Annotated in this window: 19 protein-coding genes and 1 tRNA gene; 9 read left to right on the top strand and 11 right to left on the bottom strand. The window is 35.0% G+C overall.

Translation table 11 applies throughout. From position 1 onward, the window contains the following. Window positions 1-79: 79 nt before the first annotated feature. Entirely contained in the window at window positions 80-631 is a 552-nt protein-coding gene (locus KEM10_RS04470; RefSeq protein ID WP_212214030.1) for an FKBP-type peptidyl-prolyl cis-trans isomerase, read from the bottom strand. Beyond that, window positions 621-1,649: a DHH family phosphoesterase gene (locus KEM10_RS04465; RefSeq protein WP_212214029.1), complete on the bottom strand. Its 1,029-nt coding sequence runs from the start codon at window positions 1,647-1,649 to the stop codon at window positions 621-623. The genes KEM10_RS04470 and KEM10_RS04465 overlap by 11 nt, the downstream gene beginning before the upstream one ends. 95 nt (window positions 1,650-1,744) lie before the next feature. Here KEM10_RS04465 and ndk point away from each other — a divergent pair, with 95 nt between their 5' ends. The 3 genes from ndk (at window position 1,745) to KEM10_RS04450 (ending at window position 4,762) form a co-directional block, all read left to right on the top strand. Then, window positions 1,745-2,176: a nucleoside-diphosphate kinase gene (ndk, locus tag KEM10_RS04460; RefSeq protein WP_212214028.1), complete on the top strand. Its 432-nt coding sequence runs from the start codon at window positions 1,745-1,747 to the stop codon at window positions 2,174-2,176. Window positions 2,177-2,349: 173 nt separating this feature from the next. Then, the gene (locus tag KEM10_RS04455; RefSeq protein ID WP_244825572.1) at window positions 2,350-4,383 is read left to right on the top strand and encodes a PAS domain S-box protein; all 2,034 of its coding nucleotides are present in this window, start codon (window positions 2,350-2,352) and stop codon (window positions 4,381-4,383) included. 13 nt (window positions 4,384-4,396) lie between these two features. Next, on the top strand, window positions 4,397-4,762 hold the full coding sequence (locus KEM10_RS04450; RefSeq protein ID WP_212214025.1) for a response regulator: 366 nt from the start codon (window positions 4,397-4,399) through the stop codon (window positions 4,760-4,762). A 7-nt stretch (window positions 4,763-4,769) separates the two neighbouring features. Here the strand turns inward: KEM10_RS04450 and KEM10_RS04445 are convergent, their stop codons facing one another. After that, window positions 4,770-5,060, bottom strand: a complete 291-nt coding sequence (locus KEM10_RS04445; protein WP_212214023.1) for a DUF721 domain-containing protein — start codon at window positions 5,058-5,060, stop codon at window positions 4,770-4,772. Window positions 5,061-5,065: 5 nt separating this feature from the next. Next, window positions 5,066-6,172 (bottom strand): DNA replication/repair protein RecF, encoded by a 1,107-nt coding sequence (gene recF / locus KEM10_RS04440; protein ID WP_212214021.1) that lies wholly within the window; start codon window positions 6,170-6,172, stop codon window positions 5,066-5,068. Window positions 6,173-6,338: 166 nt separating this feature from the next. Here recF and KEM10_RS04435 point away from each other — a divergent pair, with 166 nt between their 5' ends. Together KEM10_RS04435 and ribH are read left to right on the top strand one after the other, a co-directional pair. Beyond that, window positions 6,339-7,022 carry a tetratricopeptide repeat protein gene (locus KEM10_RS04435; RefSeq protein ID WP_212214019.1) on the top strand — a complete coding sequence of 228 codons (684 nt, stop codon included), beginning with the start codon at window positions 6,339-6,341 and terminating at the stop codon, window positions 7,020-7,022. Between the two features lie 79 nt (window positions 7,023-7,101). Then, window positions 7,102-7,596, top strand: a complete 495-nt coding sequence (gene ribH, locus KEM10_RS04430; RefSeq protein WP_212214016.1) for a 6,7-dimethyl-8-ribityllumazine synthase — start codon at window positions 7,102-7,104, stop codon at window positions 7,594-7,596. Here ribH and KEM10_RS04425 read toward each other — a convergent pair. Next, window positions 7,585-7,971: a hypothetical protein gene (locus KEM10_RS04425; protein ID WP_212214014.1), complete on the bottom strand. Its 387-nt coding sequence runs from the start codon at window positions 7,969-7,971 to the stop codon at window positions 7,585-7,587. The genes ribH and KEM10_RS04425 overlap by 12 nt on opposite strands. A 269-nt stretch (window positions 7,972-8,240) precedes the next feature. Between KEM10_RS04425 and KEM10_RS04420 the strand changes: the two genes are divergently transcribed. Together KEM10_RS04420 and KEM10_RS04415 are read left to right on the top strand one after the other, a co-directional pair. After that, complete coding sequence (locus tag KEM10_RS04420; protein ID WP_212214011.1) at window positions 8,241-9,335, top strand: hypothetical protein; 1,095 nt, start codon at window positions 8,241-8,243, stop codon at window positions 9,333-9,335. A 100-nt stretch (window positions 9,336-9,435) separates the two neighbouring features. Further along, a tRNA-Lys gene (locus KEM10_RS04415) sits at window positions 9,436-9,511 on the top strand. A gap of 391 nt (window positions 9,512-9,902) precedes the next feature. Here the strand turns inward: KEM10_RS04415 and KEM10_RS04410 are convergent. From KEM10_RS04410 to KEM10_RS04400, 3 genes are all read right to left on the bottom strand, one after another. Beyond that, window positions 9,903-10,814 (bottom strand): dihydroorotate dehydrogenase, encoded by a 912-nt coding sequence (locus KEM10_RS04410; protein WP_212214008.1) that lies wholly within the window; start codon window positions 10,812-10,814, stop codon window positions 9,903-9,905. After that, window positions 10,808-11,578, bottom strand: a complete 771-nt coding sequence (locus KEM10_RS04405; RefSeq protein ID WP_212214006.1) for a dihydroorotate dehydrogenase electron transfer subunit — start codon at window positions 11,576-11,578, stop codon at window positions 10,808-10,810. The genes KEM10_RS04410 and KEM10_RS04405 overlap by 7 nt, the downstream gene beginning before the upstream one ends. Before the next feature lie 166 nt (window positions 11,579-11,744). Then, window positions 11,745-12,188: a helix-turn-helix domain-containing protein gene (locus tag KEM10_RS04400; protein ID WP_212214004.1), complete on the bottom strand. Its 444-nt coding sequence runs from the start codon at window positions 12,186-12,188 to the stop codon at window positions 11,745-11,747. Between the two features lie 902 nt (window positions 12,189-13,090). Between KEM10_RS04400 and KEM10_RS04395 the strand changes: the two genes are divergently transcribed. Then, entirely contained in the window at window positions 13,091-13,651 is a 561-nt protein-coding gene (locus tag KEM10_RS04395) for a manganese efflux pump MntP (RefSeq protein WP_212214002.1), read from the top strand. 56 nt (window positions 13,652-13,707) lie between these two features. Here KEM10_RS04395 and KEM10_RS04390 read toward each other — a convergent pair whose 3' ends face one another. From KEM10_RS04390 to KEM10_RS04380, 3 genes are read right to left on the bottom strand one after another with little or no spacing between them, the layout of a single operon-like run. Next, a complete protein-coding gene (locus KEM10_RS04390; protein ID WP_212214000.1) occupies window positions 13,708-14,214 on the bottom strand; it encodes a flavodoxin in 507 nt (168 codons plus the stop codon). Window positions 14,215-14,232: 18 nt separating this feature from the next. Further along, complete coding sequence (locus tag KEM10_RS04385; protein WP_212213998.1) at window positions 14,233-16,278, bottom strand: alpha-ketoacid dehydrogenase subunit alpha/beta; 2,046 nt, start codon at window positions 16,276-16,278, stop codon at window positions 14,233-14,235. A 21-nt stretch (window positions 16,279-16,299) separates the two neighbouring features. Then, entirely contained in the window at window positions 16,300-17,616 is a 1,317-nt protein-coding gene (locus tag KEM10_RS04380) for a dihydrolipoamide acetyltransferase family protein (RefSeq protein WP_212213995.1), read from the bottom strand. 375 nt (window positions 17,617-17,991) lie between these two features. Between KEM10_RS04380 and KEM10_RS04375 the strand changes: the two genes are divergently transcribed. Further along, window positions 17,992-20,040, top strand: a complete 2,049-nt coding sequence (locus KEM10_RS04375) for a M13 family metallopeptidase (RefSeq protein WP_244825550.1) — start codon at window positions 17,992-17,994, stop codon at window positions 20,038-20,040. The last annotated feature ends 6 nt before the right edge of the window (window positions 20,041-20,046 follow it).

The raw sequence follows: 20,046 nt of genomic DNA, 5'->3' as shown, positions 1-20,046 counted from the left end.
ATTTAGTGGCTATGGTAACCATGGGCAAAGAAAGCTATTTTTAAGCAATCTTCAAACCTTAAATTTCTTTGTCATAAAATTACTCAACATTCTTAATTCGTAACACCTTCATATTGTATAATAAAATACTCTGACCAGGAACTTTGTCTCCATCACCAGCCAATCCAAACGCCAAATGCGGAGGTGCTATCATTTGAATACTGTCCCCTTCACTCAATAATAAAAGAGCTTCCTGAACAGCAGACTCAACGTCTCCCTTACCAACAACAATAGTCCAAACTCCATCTTTTTCAGCAGAGTAACAGAGTGTTCCATCCAGTAAAGATATGGTATAGTCGAGATAAACTAATTGCTCCTTTTTAGCATTGGATCCTATAGAATCAGAAAGAATAGTATACCATAATCCGGTTGGACTTTGCTGCATTTCAATATTGTTTTCATTCAAATATTTTTGAATCAGCTCAGTCTCAAGAGATAGTAATTTTCTATTGTGATCCATTATCATTTCTTTGGTCACAACAACTTTTCTTTTCTTTTTATCATTTCCACATGACGAAAAGAATTGAACGCTAACTATAAATAGTATCAGCGTAGCTCCTATTTTTATTTTCTTATGAAATTTAAAATCCATTTTCGTCACAAAATTCTTTTAACACAAGTTTAAACCTCTTGAGAGTTTCTTCCAATGACAATTTAGATTCACCACCGGCAGCATTAAAATGTCCGCCTCCTCCAAAATACTTTTCACTAAAAGCATTGGCAGGAAAGCCATTTCTCGATCGAAAAGAAATTTTAACCATGTTATTCTTCTCTGTAAACATGGCTGAAACCTGCACTCCTTCAATCCACAAAGCCTGATTAACAAATCCCTCTGTATCACCTGGTTTAAAGTTGAATTGTTGCAATTCTTCTTTGCTTAAATCAATATATGCAGCTTTTTGTTCCGGTAGTCGTTGCATTTTTACTCCTAAGGCATGCCCCAACAAACGCATCCTGTCAAATGAATTATTATGGAAAAGCATTTGATGAATGTTTTCCTTGTCAATACCCATCTCAAGCAATTCAGCTACAATATGATATGTTTGTGGTCGACTCGAATTATAATTTAACGAACCTGTATCAGTCATTATACCAGCATAAATGCATTCAGCTGCTTTTGTTGTAATACTTGACTTTAATCCACTTAATGAAAGCACATGAAATAATAATTCGCAGGTTGATGATGCTTCCGGAACACTTATTTGAACTTCTGCTGTTTGAGCTTCCGGAAAAGGATGATGATCAATCATAATACGAGGTGTTTCATCCTTTTCAAATAAAGGTTGCATCACTTTAATTCGAGATAAAGCATTAAAATCCAGAAAAATAACCAATTCTGAATCTTCAATGATTTCGGTAGCTACTTTTTGTTGTTTATCAAAAATCAAAACATCATTAACACCATGCATCCAATTTAAAAAATCGGGAAATTCATTAGGAGATATAACACTTACTTTTTTTCCCAATTCCACCAAGGTATTGTATAATCCTAGTGAGGCACCTAAAGCATCGCCATCGGGATTATTGTGTGGAACAATTACTATTTTTTGAGTGTTATTTATGTAGTTTTTAAAAATTTCTACTTGTGATTGATCACTAATATTCATCATTTATTTTATCTTAGAGATTTACAAAGATAGAATAAATGAAGTGATTCATGTAATACCTAAATCCATAGTTTAACCTTTGTTTAAAAATAACGCACATGGCAGGAACAAAAACACTAACAATGATTAAGCCAGGGGCTGTAAAACACCGACATATTGGCGCTATTATAGATATGATTGAAAAAGCCGGTTTTAGAATTGCAGCTATTAAATCAGTAAAATTAACAGCAGAAGATGCAATGGAATTTTATGCCGAACACAAAGAACGCCCTTTCTTTGGTGAGCTGGTTGATTTTATGTCTTCAGGTCCCATTATAGCAGCTATTTTATTAAAAGAAAATGCGGTTGCCGATTTTCGAAAAATCATCGGAAGCACCGATCCTAGTGAAGCAGCTGACGGTACCATTAGAAAAATGTTTGCTATTAGTAAATCAATGAATGCCATTCATGGATCTGATAGCGATGAAAGTGCAGAACGAGAATCGACCTTCTTTTTCAGTAAAAAAGAAATGCTTGAAAAGTATTTATAATATACCTTCAAGAAAGAGGATGTGATTCCATATCCTCTTTTTATTATTCTCTAACCTCCCCCGTTTTAGCAATTATTGAAATCAATTCAATATGTTTTGCACATGCATCATGTTGAATTTTACTCAATATAATTGTATTATTAATATTTGGTAAATCAATCGAGTTGAAACTAATGCGGGACTCCAATATTTTAAATAAATCACTTCATTTTTTACGTCGCTATTTTAAAAGCGATCGTACTTTATACAGCGAATTATTTAATAGTATTACCGAAAACCCTTTAATCGGGGTTTATATTCTTCAGGATAACAAATTTAAATATGTTAGTAAAGGATGGTGCATCATCACTGGTTACTCATCGGAAGAAACTGTAGATCAGATGCGAACAATGGATATTATTGTTCCATCAGATGAGACAAATCTGAAGGAGTATGTTAAGAAGAGAATGTCGGGCAATACGAATACAACAGATAATAGATTTCGAATAATTAGAAAAGATGGATCACTTGCCCATGTAAAGGTGTACGGAAATCTAATACAATATAAGGGCAAAAATGCTGTAGCCGGCATATTAATAGACATTACTCAACAATCCGCCATTGAATCCAATCTTCAAGAAAATGAAGAGAAATACAGAAATTTAGTAGAGAACTCTTTGGTTGGGGTCTACCTTATCCAGGATAATAGATTCAAATATGCCAACAATTATTTTTGCGAAATTTTTGGATATCAACCTCATGAAATAATCAACAATATAGATCCAGCTTTATTGGTACATGATGATGATAAGAGTAAGGTAGCCGGAAATTTAGAAAAAAGATTAACAGGTAAGGCATCATTGCTTAAATACGAATTTAAAGGACTAAAAAAGGATGATTCAATTGTTTATGTTCAGGTACTAGGAACTGTTATGCAATATAAAGGGCGACCTGCAGTTATGGGTAGTCTTATTAATATAACAGAATTAAAAGAAACTACCGAAGCTTTAAAAGAAAGTGAACATTTGTTTGAAACGTTATTAAATCTTGCACCCTACCCAATAAGTGTTACTGATAAAGACCTAAAGCATATTATTGTCAATAATTCCTATTGTAAAACGTTTAAAGTTACTGCAGATGAAGTATTGAACAAAACACCCAAAGAATTAGGTTTTATAGTAAAGGATGAAGATTCCTCGATGATTGAAGACTCAATGTTGAAAAATAATCGCGTTGATAATGTTGAAACATCTTTATATGATAAAAAAGGAAATAAAAAGCATTTCCTATACTCATGCCTGAAGTTTAAATATAAAGATGGTGACTTGATATTAAACACTTTTGTTGATATTACTGAGCAGAATAACATCAAAGAAGAACTGTCGATTCATAAAGAAAATCTTGAAATTCTTGTTGAACAGAGAACCTCAGAACTAAATGTGCGCAATGAAGAATTGAAGCGAGCCAATAAACAATTAAAAGATCAGAAAAAAGATCTTCAGAAAACCTTAACTAACCTACATACAACACAACAGCAACTTATTCAATCAGAAAAAATGGCATCTCTTGGATTTCTTTCTGCAGGAATAGCCCATGAAATAAACAATCCTTTAAATTTTATTCAAGGAGGAAGCTTAGCCATCGAACAGATTCTGGAAGAAAGTTCTATTAATAACATGGAAGAAGCTAAAACGTATCTGAATGCTATTAATGAAGGTGTTAGGAGAACTTCGGATATCGTTTCCAGTTTAAATCATTATTCACGTAGAAACGATAAAGACAGGGTTTTGTGCCAGGTGAATAATATTATTAATAATTGCCTGACCATGTTGAAAAGCAAAGTATCAGGTAACATACAAATTATAAAAGATTTGGATTTGAGTTTGCCTGAAATACAAGCTAATGAAGGTCAATTGCATCAGGTATTATTAAATATCATTAATAACTCATTACAAGCAGCTAATCATGAATTGGCAGAAATAAAAATTAATACAAGTGCTGACAATAAATATGTAAACGTTCAGGTTATTGATAATGGCGAGGGAATTCCGAAAGATATTCTAAAAAATGTTTTCGATCCATTTTATACAACTAAAGAACCTGGAGAAGGCACCGGCCTTGGATTATCTATAAGTTATAACATTATAAAAGAACACAAAGGATCTATTAAAATAGATTCAGAACCTGGTAAATGGACAAAAACTGAAATACATTTACCTATATATTAATGCACGCACAACAATGATGAATAAATCTGTACTTTACGTTGATGACGAACCGATGAATTTATTACTTTTTAGTAAGTTAATTGGAGCTAAATATGAGGTTATTACGGCTATTTCAGGTATTGATGCCCTTGAGGCTCTGCATAAAAAACCGGACATAAAACTGGTTTTTAGTGATCTAAAAATGCCGGAAATGAATGGAGTTGAATTTATTTCAAAAGCAAAAAAATCATTTGATGACAAGCTATATTATATAATATCAGGCTATGAGTTAAACAATGATATTAAAAAAGCCATTGAAACAGGGTTAATTACCGATTACCTAAAAAAGCCTTTTAATCTTGATATTATTTTTAAAACTATTGAGAAGGCTTTTACCTAACAGTTCATTATTTTAAAACCAGATCCATCACCACCTCGTCGCCAATGGCTTGATTAAGGTTGATTATGATTCGATCTTTCCACATCAACAGTTCATTGCGTAACACGCTGGAATTTAGCTCAACATATAAAGTTCCCTGATACATATATATTCTGCGGGTAGAACGGGCAACTGAAGGTCCAAGAACTTTCTCCCAATACTGAATGGCACGATTCTCTAATAAACCTTGATTCAGCTTCTTTTCCTTTAGATACTCTTTTAATATATCGCTAATGGGTTGAACTGCTTTACGTTTCATTTTTATCAATTGATTTCTTGAACCTGACCGGCTTCAACGTTAAACATTTTATAACTTTTACCTGTCTGCTTCACTGTTTCTAAAAGGGTTTCAGCACTTGTGTGTGTGATAAAAATCTGGTTAAACATATCTTTACTCACCAATTGAAGCAAGCGACCACTACGCTGATGATCGAGCTTATCAAAAATATCATCCAATAACAGAATAGGTTTAATTCCGTTGTGTCGCTGAATAAATTCGTATTGGGCAAGCTTTAATGCAATCAAAAAAGTTTTCTTCTGCCCTTGCGATGCTATCTTTTTAATAGGAAAATCGGATAACATCATCTCCAAATCATCTTTATGAATGCCTTTGGTGGTATAACCTAAAATTAAATCTTTCTGACGAGCTTCAATCAATTGTGTTTTTAAATCTCCTTCTTTCAGATGAGAAGAGTACCCCAACGATATTTCTTCATTACCAGCCGAAACATAAGCATAGTGTTTTTGAAATACCGCAACTAATTCCTTTATAAAAGTACTGCGCTTAATATATATTTTATCGGCCAATACCGAAATCTGTTCATCCCAAAGCTCTAGCATTTCCATATTACGGCTACCACTCTCCTTCATCGATTTTAATGTGGCATTGCGCTGCTGCAACGAACGATTGTATCGCAATAAATCGTCGAGATAAGGTTTATCGTATTGCGAGATAACACCATCAATGTATTTTCGACGTAAATCACTCCCATCGTTTATCAATTGCTCGTCTGATGGTGAAATCATCACTAGTGGTAAAAAACCAATGTGATCAGATAATTTGCTATACTCCTTTTTATTACGCTTAAAATGCTTTTTCTGTGCCTTTTTTAAACCACAATAAATATGTTCATCTTCATCGTGCCTGAAATACTGACCTTGAACCACCATAAACTCCTGCCCATGCAGAATATTTTGACTGTCAATGGAATTAAAGTAGCTTTTGCAAAACGAAAGATAATACAAGGCATCCAATATATTGGTTTTGCCAGCACCGTTATGACCTACCATACAGTTTATTCCATCTGAAAATTCAATTTCAGCCTGAGGTATATTTTTAAAATTTACAAGATTTAAATGCTTGATGTGCATGAACCATATAATTTATCACAAAAGTAATGATAGCTTTTTACCCACGCATCTAATTTTTCTGTTTAAGGGTATTTTTTTATCAACACTGCTATAAATATAAGAATCGACCTTTTGTTTTTTTGTTAAAAGAATTACATTTGCGTTTCGAATAAAATAAACGCAAAATATGTCAAAGCAACAAAAGGGCGCTCATGCAGATGAAAATCTGGAACACGTTGAGAGTGCATTGAGTAAAACAGAGCATTTTATTGAGGAGAACCAAAACATCCTTACAACAGTAGCATTGGTAGTTATTGCCATTGTAGCAGGTTATTATGGTCTTTCAAAATTGTATTTCCAGCCACTGGAAAACAATGCTCAGAAACAAATATTTTATGCTCAGCAATACTTTGAGCAAGACAGTTTTAAATTAGCTTTAAACGGCGACGGTATTAATCCTGGATTTATTGAAATTATGGATGAATACGGTTCAACAAAAGCGGGTAAGCTTTCTGCCTTTTATGTAGGAGTATCTAATTTACACTTAGGTAATTTTGATGAAGCCATTTCTTATTTAGGTGATTTTTCAACTGATGATGAAATGATTGCTGCGACAGCTGCCGGTGCTATGGGAGATGCTTATATGGAGTTAGGACAAACCGAAAAAGCTATCAGCCAATACAAAAAAGCTGCTTCATTTAAGAATAGTTTAACTGCTCCAACTTATTTAATGAAGTTAGGTGTTGCATATGAAGCTGCCAACAACAAAGATGAGGCTGTTAAAGCATACACTACCATCAAAGACGAATACAAAACTTCTACTGAAGCTCGTCAGATTGACAAGTACATCACAAGAGCTGAATTGAAGTAAGAAAATATAAAGCTTATTTATAAGAGGTTGCTTGATACTGTCGGCAACCTCTTTTATTTTTGTAGAAAAATTAAAAGCAATGGCAACAAGTTTAAAAAATTTATCAGATTATAATATTGAAGATGTTCCATCTGCCGAGTCAATGAAATTTGGCATTGTTGTATCTGAATGGAATACCGAAATTACAGAAGCTCTTTATAACGGTGCATACGATACATTAATTAAAAATGGTGCAAGTAAAGAAAACATCATTAAAAAATATGTACCCGGAAGCTTTGAATTAACTGCCGGTGCCAAATACCTGGCCGAATTAACCGATGTAGATGCTGTAATTTGCCTGGGATGCGTAATTCAGGGCGACACGCCTCATTTTGATTATGTATGTTCAGGAGTAACGCAAGGCATTACACAATTAAACCTGCAGTATCCAATTCCTTTTATTTTTGGTGTTTTAACCACCTCAGATCAGCAACAAGCTATAGATCGAGCTGGAGGTAAACATGGTAATAAAGGAGATGAAGGAGCGATTACAGCTATTAAAATGGTACACATGAAAGAATCACTAAAAGCCTAAGCTTATTTCATTCCAAAAAATATCAATAGCACTTTGGACTTTGTTCAAGGTGCTTTTTATTTTTTCTTCTACAGTATAAGCTGAATGCTTTAACCAACTTACCAATTTACTAAAATCCATTTTCCAAACTAAAAGCACATCCGGGAATCGTTTTATTCGAACTTTTAGAATGTCAATAATATCCAATAATAAGGATTTCAACCTTCTAAAGGAAAAACTGCGCCTTTGTTTATATAAAAGATTATCCGTTACACTTTCTGTAATTTCCGATTTTGCAGGTACTACCTCAGGCTGATAAAAGTACATAGGATCGAAGAATAGTTGCATAAACCATTCTGTAAGCCATTCAATTCTGCTTAAAATAAACTGTTCCATTGCTTAATTATTTTTAATATTGGGCGAAAAATATACGAGATTCACTTTTTCTAAAAATGGAATATCAATTGCAATATTACACTGATATATAAATATATAAGAACTTTATTAAGCGATTTATTTAAGTTAAATTTCCGCTTAATTTAAAATTAAGCTTAATTAAATACTTAATTTTTGGCTTAATATTTATAAATTTGCTTAATTAAGTATACCATCATATGCCTTTTAAACCAGATCAGCATATAATCATTAAATGTGCATTGCACCTAATGAAGCAATGGCCATTTTTTATGGATGGTATTGATCGTATTTTTGGATTTTGGTCAAATGAAGCTGGTAAAGCCTATCAAGGAATGGAATGGCTTCGACACAATGATGATGAGATGCTGGATATTAGTGCAGAAACTCAATCGTATTTATTAAATGAGGCAAAAACTAATAAGGGTTTCCAGTGGCTTAGCGCAAAGCTTTTACCATTCATTTCTCAAGAGCAAACTTCAATTGGTCAACTAGATTTATTTACTGAGTCCAATTACCTGGTACTTCATGTCAATCAAAGAATAGGAAGCAACAATACGCCTGCACATTTTTACTTATTCTTTAGAGACAATAAAAGTAATTTTGGAATCTCAGAAAGTAAGGAGAGTTATTCGACTTCGGAGAAGGCAATCATAGGCCGATTAGCTAAAAATTTTACCCATAACACTGTTTCAAATTATTTGCATCATGTTTCGGAAACAATTCAATTCAGAGAAACAACACAAAAGCTTCTGAGATCCAAGCAGTACGATATTAATCAAGAAAAGGAAGATTTTTCAAAATGGAATAATTACTGGCTGGATGATTATATAAATATTTTAAGTGAAAGAGATGGCTTTAATTATGTTATTAAAGATGAAGTGAAAAATAATTTACTTAATGAATGTAATAATCTTCTTCAATTAAAGAAGTCTATAGAAAATAGTCTTGTTTACATTTGTAACTTATATAATATTGAACCTGGAGATACCGTTGAACTGGAACCTTCCTTCCTTATAATTGAAACAGCCAGAACAACCGATAACAATTCTACCACAGCCTTAAATAATCGACTAGGTAAAACCTCTGATTTATTAGACCGGCTTGAAAAATCGGCTTTAATAGTATTAGATACCGGAAATAGCTTAACAAGTGCAGAAGTTGGTAAAAACATGGACAAAGCTATCACAGCTCCGGCCATTAGCGATGCTTTAAAGAAAAATAAGGTGCGTATTCTGCAGTTATTATCTCAATATCCGAATAGATGGCCAACTATAAGAAAGCATTTTAAGCCTGTAGTAAACCTTTATGAAAAAAATAAGACTAATATAAGCAACACATCATAAGGAATTTATAATCGAGGCCTTAAAAAAATATTAGATTTATAATATTTTTATTTGGTCAGTCTTGTACAAACGTCTATATTTGCAACCGCAAAAACAGGATGATTCAGTAGCTCAGCTGGTAGAGCACATCCCTTTTAAGGATGGGGTCCTGGGTTCGAACCCCAGCTGAATCACCAAGAAGCTTCGGAAATTATTCCGGAGCTTTTTTTTATGCCCTTTTTTAATGATTTTATGTGCACTAATCATCTTTATCAAATCAGTTGCCTATTAAGTCCTAATTGATCCAATTATACTTTTATATAGAGAATATCACTCTTAAGCGTATTGCATTTAAAATAAATGACTACTGTAATATATGGTAGATATAGAGCTACTAGTTTCGTAACCAATAGCTAGAATATCTTAATAAATTAAATAAGGAGAAAAACACTTCGATTACAACTGTAAATTACATATGTAACCAAGGAGTGGCGTGTGAATATGTTATGTATAAATATGCATACATTAATAAGGGTATAAAAAAACCGGACAAAATGTCCGGTCTTGTAAAAGATATCTTTGTTTAGATTATACTTCCATAGCACCAATTAGTTCAGAAGCACTTTCAAATCCATTCTCTTCACAGTATTTCTCTATTCCTTCAACTATTTTAACGGTAACCATTGGATCTACAAAGTTGGCAGTTCCAACCTGAATAGCAGAAGCACCAGCCAACATAAACTCAATAGCATCGGTTGCATTCATTATACCACCCATACCCACAATAGGTATTTTAACGGCTTGTGCAACCTGCCATACCATGCGTAAAGCGATTGGTTTAACCGCTGGACCTGATAAACCGCCAGTTATAGTTGATAAGAGAGGACGACGTGTTTTAGCATTAATAGCCATTCCCAGAAGGGTATTAATTAAAGAAACAGAATCAGCACCATTATCTTCCACAGCCTTGGCTATTTCAGCTATATCGGTAACATTTGGTGATAATTTCACCATTAAATGTTTATCATATACCTTACGTACTGCAGTTACTACAGCCACAGCCGAAGGACAGCTGGTTCCAAATGCCATACCGCCTTCTTTTACATTAGGACACGAAATATTCAACTCAATTCCGGGTATATTCTCTAAGGAGTTAACAACTTTAGCTGTTTCAACATATTCATCAACTGTAGAGCCAGATACGTTTACCAGCATATTGGTTTTGATGTCCTTAATTCGAGGATATATAGTATCTGCAAAATATTGTACTCCTTTATTCTGAAGACCTACTGCATTTAACATGCCTTTGGGTGTTTCAGCCATTCGTGGATAAGGATTTCCCTCGCGATGATTTAAAGTTGTACCTTTTACTAAAACACCTCCCAACCGGGCAATATCAAAAAAGTCCATAAACTCCTCACCATATCCAAAGGTTCCGGAGGCTGTCATAACCGGGTTTTTAAGCTGCAACCCGTTTAAATCTATATTTAGGTCTACCATTTTAAATAAGTTGAATCAAAAACAGGTCCGTCTGTACATGTACATTTATTTCCATCAAGCGTTTCAGCCACACAGCATAAACACGCTCCAAAGCCACAAGCCATTGAGTTTTCTAATGAAACCTGGCACTTTATTTCATGATTACGAGCATATTTCGCTACCACTTTCATCATAGCTTCCGGACCGCAGGTGTATATCCAATCTATATCAGGCTGCTGAGTGCGCATAACCGGATGGTGGATAACAAAGCCTTTCACCCCTTCAGATCCATCCTCAGTTGTGGTATATACTTCACCTAACTTCTTAAATTCGTCAATAGCAATTAGTCCATCAGCACTTCTTGCACCTAAAAGGAATCTTGGTTTAATTCCATTTGCTTTCAGATGGCGTCCCATAAATAATAAAGGAGCAATACCACATCCACCACCAACTAACAGTACATCTTTCTTATCAGGTAAAGAAAACCAGTTACCAAGTGGATACACCAGGTTACATTTGTCACCTTCATTTAAAGCACCCATTAATCTCGTTCCTTCACCAATCTCCTGAACCAATAGTTTCATCGTATTGTTTTCAGCATCGATATCATGAATAGATATAGGTCTTCTCAGGAAAGTATCCGGTCCGTTCTCAACCTTCACCTCTACAAACTGTCCAGGCATCATATGCGGTAAGCGATCGGGATGCTTTAGAGTCAACACCACATACTCATGATTTAGGCGTTGATTTTCAATAACAGTAAAATCGTCTACGTATTTCTTCATGTATTTAAGTACTTGCAATATCTAATGATTGAATGTTTACATCGATTACATTTGTAAACTAATCTAAATCGCTGCAAATATACCAAAAAATAACGACTAACTATCCTTATACTCCAGGAAGGCAAATTAATTAGATACTTAATTTTAACTGAATCCAACACAGTGACTACTCGGGCTTATACTCCGAAAAAGATTTATCGGTATAAAACACAATGATTCGCTCTATCTGCTTTCCTTTCTCAATTGGTGGAATAGAATCTAACTCGGGTTGTGGATTAGGTGGTTTATTAAATGTAGTAGGTTTCTCAAAGCGAATGGTAGGCTTTTCTGGCTCTTTCTTTTCTTCCTTCGCTTTGGGTATAGGAATAGTCATTTGTGCTTCTGAAACCGTTTTTGTGGCATTTTTAAGCATTGAACCTTGGCCTGTAATTAACCAATCGCCATTTATATGTGGAAAATGAGTGATTAGCTTTGAAAGAAAGTCTAATCCCGGTTTATTTCTACCTGACATGATATGCGAAATACCTGAGCGTTGAACTCCAATAATATCAGCTAACCTGGATGGAGTTAACTTCTCATGCTTAAGGATTGCTTCTAATCGTTCTTTCATTAATATTTAGTGATGTAAATAAGGAACATATGTAAGTTACAAGTGTATTATTTATTTGATTACACAAGTAAAATACAAATGTAACCTATCAGTCTCAAATTTCCAAATAAAAAGATGATTACAGTTGTATATTAACTGTTGGCGTTATTAACAAATGTATCTATACTACTCTTCAATTTCAATATAATAAATTAATACACTTTAGCTTCTTCATAAATTACTTTCATTAATAATTGTTAAATTACTGTATTAATGCATTTTAATAATTCGTTTCAAAAACTATATCTTAGCCTATATATTTAAATGATTCACAATTGATTGGTTAGCTATACTTTGATATTCAGTAGCTTATGGTTAATATTAATAATTACTTCAAGTAAACATGTAAAATATTTGGTTATCAATCATTTAAGATGAATATTATAAAGTATTTAAGCCCTGTTTTGAGTGGTTATTACAGGTGTATTCATATTTATTAACTTATTAATACAAATGAACCATATAAATACCTGATTTAATGTTTAGTATAGAACTATTTTTAACTTTCATGAAGGAGTACTGATTGATTGTAATTAGTTACACTTGTAATTTATATTTGTAACTATTTCCTAAGTAGTGTTTTTTTAATGTATCACATTTGTAATTATATATGTAACATCTCCTACTCTGTTTACTAATGACATTTGTAATAAATTAGTCCAATATTTTTCAATAATGACTATATAGATTGGTAAGATGTATGGAATTAGAGGAAAATCAACTTTTTAAAATTACTTGATGACAATAAATGTTTGTGTATATATGATAAGGAAATCACATTAATTATTGTTAATTAAAAATGGCCATTTGTTCCTTTTTTCATCTTAATTCAAAAAGTGTATTTTTGCGACCAAATTGTTTTTATGGAGTTTTTGTCGTTATTGCTTTTAGCAGTTGCTTTAGCAATGGATTCATTTGCGGTTTCAATAACTGTAGGTTTATCTATTAAAAAAATAAAATTTAATCCTGTTGGCAAGGTTTGCTTATTGTTTGCATTCTTTCAGGGAATAATGCCAGTTATTGGTTGGGCTCTTGGCCAATCATTTGCAGATGCTATTAGTGCCTATGATCATTGGGTGGTTTTTGCCTTACTTCTATTTATTGGCGGCAAGATGTTGTACGAAGCTTTTCAATATAACGAATCAGCTCCATTTGTAAATGCCTATAATAACAAAACAATTACCATGCTTGCTATTGCAACCAGTATAGATGCACTGGCGGTTGGAATTAGTTTCTCTTTATTAAATGTGGATATTGTGATGCCAGCTATTGTTATTGGTATAGTCACCTTTATATTCTCGCATTTAGGAATTGCAATCGGCTGGAAATTAGGTAGTATCTTCAGAAATAAGATGGAAATTATTGGAGGTATTCTTTTAATAGGAATAGGTATTAAAATACTTATTGAGCATTTACTTCAATAAAAAAGGGATGAACAATTGTCCATCCCTTAAGTATAATTAATCTAAAACTATTCCAGTTAGGCAAATTCTTTCTTTAAAGTCTCAACCCAGGCTTCAATTCGTTCATTACTTAAAGCCGCTTGGTTTTCAATGTCCAAAGCTAGGCCAACAAATTGATCTCCACGTTGAGCTTTACTGCCTTCAAATTCGTATCCTTCAGTGGATGTAAATCCAACAATTTTTCCTGTTCGTTCTTCCAGGAATTCAGCCATTAGACCAATGCCATCAACGAAATTCTCAGTGTATCCCTTCTGATCACCACCTCCGAAAATTGCAAATCGTTTTCCTTTCAAACTTTCATCTTCTATTGAAGGTAAAAATTCATCCCAATAAGTTGGCAATTCGCCATCAAACCAGGTTGGCACTGCCAATATATAATTGGTATATTTCATAAAATCCTCGCCTGTAGCTACATCAACATCTACAGCTGTAACATTATCTGTACCTAACAACTTGAGAATTTTCTTTACTTGTTGTCCGGTCTTTACCGAACGAAAACTATAAAATATTCCAGTATTTTTCATAATTAAGTTGCTTAGATATTAATATGCTAACAAATCTTTAGCTGCATCAAATATTTTATCAGTGTTGGGCAAAATAGCAGCTTCCAATGTACGGTTAAAACCAACCGGAGTAAAGCTTGAACCAACCCGACGAACCGGTGCATCTAAATATTCAAAACCATCGGTGTTAATGAGTGATGCAACTTCACCACCAAAACCGGCAAATACTTTATCCTCGTGAACAACCAGGGCTCTTGAAGTTTTCTTTACTGATTCTAGAATGGTTTCATTATCCAACGGTGATAATGATCTTAAGTCAACAACTTCAACACTGCCAAATCCTTCTTTCTCTAATTTTTCGGCAGCCTCCAGACACATATGTGTAGTATTACCGTATGTAAAAATACTTAAATCAGTACCTTCACGACGAACACGTGCTTTTCCGAATGGAACTTCAAAATCATCAGGAATTGGAGTTGCGGCTTTAGGAGCATTATATAAAGCCTTAGGCTCCATAAACATAGTCATGCCTTCCGATCGCATTGAAGTTCGCAACAATCCAGCTGCATCATCAGCAAATGAAGGATAAACCACGCGTACACCCGGGAAGGTTGTTAAAGCACCCTCAATGTTCTGAGAGTGATATAATCCTCCACCAATGTAACCTCCAGAAGCCAGACGAACTGTAATATTTGGTGAAAACTGTCCTTTAGTTCTCCAATATTCATGAGTTGTTTCAACAAACTGCTCCATTGCCGGCCAGAAATAATCGGCAAACTCAGCACCTTCAACAACTACTCTAATATTTTTATTATAGCGAACCATTCCATTGGCCGTACCCATAATAAAGTCCTCAGCAATAGGAGCATTAAATACACGTTTCTTACCAAACTCCTGCTGCATACCTTTAGAAACATTAAAGATTCCGCCTTTATCTTTGTTGGCAATATCTTGTCCCCACAGGTAAGTATCCGGATTTTTTCTGAATTCAGCCTTCAATGTTTCATTCAAACCCTGAATCAATTTCATGGGTTCACCATCCTGATTATGTGTACCATCCGGATATTTGCTAGAAACATAAGGTTCCGGAATCACAAAGTCATTTGCTGACTCAGGTGTTGGATGCGGTGCAGCCATCCCCTTACGATGAGCCACTTTAACTTCATCAGCCACTTCCTTTTCAATAGCTGAAAGTTCCTCTTCTGTTGCTCTGTTATAGCGTATTAATAATCTCTTGTATTTTGCAATTGGATCGTATTCCTTTACATAACCCAATTCGTTATCATCGCGATATAATTCATGACGATCGGAATTACTATGTGAATGAATACGCACACAATTAGCATGTACAATTACAGGTTTCTGATTTTCTTCGGCCCACTTGCTGGCTTCCGCCATGGTGTTCATCGAATCAAATACATCTTTACCATTACAATACATAATGCGTAGATGCTTGAAACCTTCGAAGTTACGAGCTACCTTACGGTTAGCGGTTTGATCCTTTTTAGGAACAGAAATACCATATCCATTATCCTGGAAAACAAATATTACCGGTAATTCTTCTTTAGATGCGCCGTTAATAGCCTCATAAACATACCCTTCCGAAACCGACGATTCTCCCTGCGAGCTAATGGCAACACCTTTAGCTTCGTAGGTTTTAATAGCTCGTGCTACGCCTACTGCATGCAAGGTATGGTTACCTGTGCAAGATGAAACATTATGAATGTTCCACTCAGGTTTGGCAAAATGGTTGGACATATGACGTCCGCCACCTGCTACATCGGCATCTTTTGAAATACCGTTATAAATGATTTCTTCAGCAGTTAAACCAGCTGCAACATTGGTAACTAAATCGCGGTAATACGGAAACAAGTGGTCTTTACTGCGATCAAACACCTGTCCGATAGCTAATTGTATTCCATCATGACCGGCAGCTGGCGCATGATACGACCAGCCTATTGCCTGCTTCAGATAATTAGGAGCTTTTTCATCAAGAGTACGGCCTAAAAACAATAGACGATACCACTTCAATAAAGTTTCCTTATCTGTTTTATTGATAGAATGTATTTTTGGAATATCACTCATCTTTAATACTTTATTCAGTGTTTAAATTTCTGCGTTAATATCAAATGCCTCAATATAATCGGCAATGCGGCGAAGGAAATTACCTCCCAACATTCCGTCTACAATTCTGTGATCGTATGACAACGACAAGAACATTTTATGACGAATACCAATAACATCACCAGTTGGTGTTTCGATAACCGCCGGTTTCTTTTCAATTGAACCAATGGCTAAAATAGCAACCTGTGGTTGGTTAATGATTGGTGTTCCAATAATATTTTTAAACGATCCAAAATTAGTAATGGTAAATGTACCTCCTTGAATATCATCCGCTCCTAATTTATTTTCGCGAGCTAAGCCTGCTAAGCGATTAATATCACCCGTTAAACCAACCAAGTTCTTTTGATCGGCCTGCTTGATAACAGGAACAATAAGATTGCCTGATGGAAGAGCCACTGCCATACCAATATTAACATTCTTGCGCATGATGATTTTATCACCATCCACAGAAGCATTTACTCCAGGGAAATCGCGTAAAGCTTTAGCAACAGCTTCAGTGAAGATTGGCATGAATGTGATTTTCTGCCCATATTTCTTCTGGAACTGATCTTTTACTTTGTTACGCCACAAAACTACATTGGTCACATCTGCCTCAACAACACTTGTTACGTGCGGAGAAACCTGTTTCGACATTACCATATGATCGGCAATTAGCTTGCGCATACGGTCCATCTCAACAATTTCGTCGTTGGCAGATACCGAAACCTGAACTTTAGGTTGCTCTTTTGGAGCGGCCGGAGCACTTGGTGCTGCTGCTGGTTTAGATGGTTCTGATTGAGTCGATGGAGCCGACTTGCCTCTATTGGCAATATAGTCAGCCATATCGCTTTTGGTTACACGTCCATCTTTACCTGTACCGGTTATTTTTTCCAATTCATCCAAACCAATACCTTCCGCACTAGCCATGCTTCTTACCAATGGCGAGTAGAATCGATCTGAAGATTTATTTATATCTGAAGTATCAGTGCTTTTAGGTGATTCTGCAGATTTGCTTTCAGCCGGAGTACTTTCTTGTTTTTCCTCAACGGCATCTGATCCATCATCAGTATCTTCCGCTCCTTCTAAAAGGATGACTGCTACAGGTTCTCCAACCGCAACAACATCATCAACCTGGTACTTAATTGATTTAATAGTACCAGCTACCGGAGACGGAATCTCTGAATCTACCTTATCAGTAGCAATTTCCAACAGGACATCATCTTCCTGAATGGTATCACCTTCGGAAACAAACCATTTTGTTATGGTTGCTTCTTCAACACTTTCGCCCATTTTAGGCATCAGAATTTCAAATGTTGACATATTATAAAGTTTATATAGTCTAAATAAAAACTGCGCAAAGATAATCTTCGAGTTTATTTATACAAAATCTAAATAAGACTCTTATCGCATGCTCTCGCATTTCTAACAATCAAACTTTATAAAGGTTCTAAATAAGGTTTGTTTCCTGCGAATCTGATTTAATATGTAAAACTAAAGAGCATGATTTTCAGACTTACAAGGCTGTTTATCCCTTTCAGTAAATTTTTATTCAGAAAAGAACATCATCTAGTAAAAATCTATACTGCGTACACCTAACTGTTTTGGCGGATACTTGGAAATTAGTTTATTTTATGCCTCCTAAAAAGAATACTAAAAATTTAAACTATGCAGCATTGCTGTGATAAACAATTAAGAATGAACGCAAATCTTTTATTTGGTTCTATGCTTGTTGTTTCTATTGGTGTAAGCTCATGTGCTACCGGTGGTAAAGAACAAAATACAGGAACAAAACCAGTGTTTTCAGCTGAAGATATGGATTTATCGGTAGATCCGGGAACCAATTTCTTTGAATATGCCAATGGTGGATGGAGAAAACAACATCCTCTGCCAGATGACAAAAGTCGCTATGGCAGCTTCGATCTACTAGCTGAAGAAAACAAAGAAAAGGTAAAGTTAATTATTGAAAATGCTGCAGCTCAAAATGCAGAAGATGGAACTGTTAGCCAAAAAATTGGTGATTTTTATGCCAGTGGAATGGATATGGATGCGATTAATAAAGCTGGTATAAAACCAATTCAACCGCTGCTTTCAAAAATTAACAGCATTGAAAAACAAGATGATATAGTCAAGGTTATCAGCTTTCTTCAACAACAAGGAATCAATCCTTTATTTTATTATCACGCAACAGCCGATCAGAAAAACAGCAAAATGAATATTGCTGGAGTATATCAAAGTGGTTTAGGAATGCCTGATCGAGACTACTACCTTGAAAAAACTGATGATGCTAAAAAATTGCGCGATGCTTATCAGAATTACTTAACTACCTTATATACATTATCGGGGCATGCAGAGACTGAAGCTGCGAAAAAAGCAGAGTTAGTTTTCGATTTTGAAACAAGTCTGGCCAAAGCATCTAATTCACGATTAGAAAATCGCGACCCGCATAAAACCTACAACAAAGTAGATATTAATGGTGTGGAAGAAATGGTAAAACCATTCCCTTTTGCCTCATTTATTAAAGGTATGGGTTACAGTGTACCTGCTGAAATTAATGTTAGTCAGCCTGAATTCCTTGCTGAAGTTGGTAAACTATACAAAAAGGAAAAGCTTTCAACTTGGAAAACTTTCCTTACGTCGGTAGTATTAAGAAATACAGCGGCCTATTTAACTCAAGACTTTGTAAATGCCAACTTTGCCTTTTATGGTCAGGCTATGTCTGGTCAGAAAGAGCAGGAACCACGTTGGAAAAAAGTGGTAAACACCACCAACGGAGCTTTGGGTGAAGCAGTAGGGCAATTATTCGTTGCTGAATACTTCCCTCCGGCAGCTAAAAAACGTATGGATAAATTGGTTGAAAACCTACGCATTGCATTTGGTCAGCGCATTAGTCAGCTAGAATGGATGAGCGATGAAACCAAGCAAGCTGCTCAAGAGAAACTAGATGCCATCCGCGTAAAAATCGGCTATCCAAACAAATGGCGCGATTATTCAGATTTAAAAGTTGTAAAAACGTCATATGTAGAAAATATCTTAGCCAGTAATCGTTTTGAGTTAGATTTCGATTTAGCTAAAATTGGAAAACCGGTTGATCAGGATGAGTGGTTTATGACACCTCAAACGGTGAATGCTTACTACAATCCTTTAGCCAACGAAATTGTATTTCCTGCTGCTATCTTACAGCCTCCATTCTTTTATTTAGATGGAGATGATGCTGTTAACTATGGAGCCATCGGAGTTGTTATTGGGCACGAAATGACACATGGATTTGATGATCAGGGACGTTTATTTGCCAAAGATGGTAATATGGAAGAATGGTGGACTGCTGAAGATTCGGAAAAATTTAATGCTCGCACCAAAGTATTGGTTGATCAGTTTAATCAGTTTGAAGTTTTACCGGGTGTATTTGCTAATGGTGAATTATCATTGGGTGAAAACATTGCTGATTTAGGAGGTTTATTGATTTCTTACCAGGCATATTTGAATTCGTTAAACGGAAAAGAAAACACTGAAAAAATTGATGGATTTACTGATAAACAGCGTTTTTACCTGGCTTATTCTCGTGTATGGGCTCAAAATATTCGCGATGCTGAAATTGCTCGTCTAACAAAAGTTGACGTTCACTCATTGGGTAGCAACCGTGTAAATGGTCCGCTTCCGAATGTTCAGGAATGGTACGATGCTTTTGGTTTAGATGCCAAGAGTCCATTATTTATTACTCCTGAAGAAAGAGCTTCAATCTGGTAAACAATT

Source organism: Carboxylicivirga linearis (assembly GCF_018271995.1).
In the GTDB taxonomy this organism is placed as follows: Bacteria; Bacteroidota; Bacteroidia; order Bacteroidales; family Marinilabiliaceae; genus Carboxylicivirga; species Carboxylicivirga linearis.
Note: the sequence above shows the minus strand (reverse complement) of the source record. Positions and strands in the feature narration are given on the sequence as shown.

Excerpts from the sequence above, each read along its gene's own strand:
- ndk (WP_212214028.1), top strand. The coding sequence starts at position 1,745 with ATGGCAGGAACAAAAACACTAACAATGATTAAGCCAGGGGCTGTAAAA.
- KEM10_RS04465 (WP_212214029.1), bottom strand. The coding sequence starts at position 1,649 with ATGATGAATATTAGTGATCAATCACAAGTAGAAATTTTTAAAAACTAC.
- KEM10_RS04470 (WP_212214030.1), bottom strand. The coding sequence starts at position 631 with ATGGATTTTAAATTTCATAAGAAAATAAAAATAGGAGCTACGCTGATA.
- KEM10_RS04450 (WP_212214025.1), top strand. The coding sequence starts at position 4,397 with ATGATGAATAAATCTGTACTTTACGTTGATGACGAACCGATGAATTTA.
- KEM10_RS04455 (WP_244825572.1), top strand. The coding sequence starts at position 2,350 with ATGCGGGACTCCAATATTTTAAATAAATCACTTCATTTTTTACGTCGC.
- recF (WP_212214021.1), bottom strand. The coding sequence starts at position 6,172 with ATGCACATCAAGCATTTAAATCTTGTAAATTTTAAAAATATACCTCAG.
- KEM10_RS04395 (WP_212214002.1), top strand. The coding sequence starts at position 13,091 with ATGGAGTTTTTGTCGTTATTGCTTTTAGCAGTTGCTTTAGCAATGGAT.
- KEM10_RS04385 (WP_212213998.1), bottom strand. The coding sequence starts at position 16,278 with ATGAGTGATATTCCAAAAATACATTCTATCAATAAAACAGATAAGGAA.
- KEM10_RS04375 (WP_244825550.1), top strand. The coding sequence starts at position 17,992 with ATGAACGCAAATCTTTTATTTGGTTCTATGCTTGTTGTTTCTATTGGT.
- ribH (WP_212214016.1), top strand. The coding sequence starts at position 7,102 with ATGGCAACAAGTTTAAAAAATTTATCAGATTATAATATTGAAGATGTT.
- KEM10_RS04420 (WP_212214011.1), top strand. The coding sequence starts at position 8,241 with ATGAAGCAATGGCCATTTTTTATGGATGGTATTGATCGTATTTTTGGA.
- KEM10_RS04435 (WP_212214019.1), top strand. The coding sequence starts at position 6,339 with ATGTCAAAGCAACAAAAGGGCGCTCATGCAGATGAAAATCTGGAACAC.
- KEM10_RS04400 (WP_212214004.1), bottom strand. The coding sequence starts at position 12,188 with ATGAAAGAACGATTAGAAGCAATCCTTAAGCATGAGAAGTTAACTCCA.
- KEM10_RS04410 (WP_212214008.1), bottom strand. The coding sequence starts at position 10,814 with ATGGTAGACCTAAATATAGATTTAAACGGGTTGCAGCTTAAAAACCCG.
- KEM10_RS04380 (WP_212213995.1), bottom strand. The coding sequence starts at position 17,616 with ATGTCAACATTTGAAATTCTGATGCCTAAAATGGGCGAAAGTGTTGAA.
- KEM10_RS04390 (WP_212214000.1), bottom strand. The coding sequence starts at position 14,214 with ATGAAAAATACTGGAATATTTTATAGTTTTCGTTCGGTAAAGACCGGA.
- KEM10_RS04405 (WP_212214006.1), bottom strand. The coding sequence starts at position 11,578 with ATGAAGAAATACGTAGACGATTTTACTGTTATTGAAAATCAACGCCTA.
- KEM10_RS04425 (WP_212214014.1), bottom strand. The coding sequence starts at position 7,971 with ATGGAACAGTTTATTTTAAGCAGAATTGAATGGCTTACAGAATGGTTT.
- KEM10_RS04445 (WP_212214023.1), bottom strand. The coding sequence starts at position 5,060 with ATGAAACGTAAAGCAGTTCAACCCATTAGCGATATATTAAAAGAGTAT.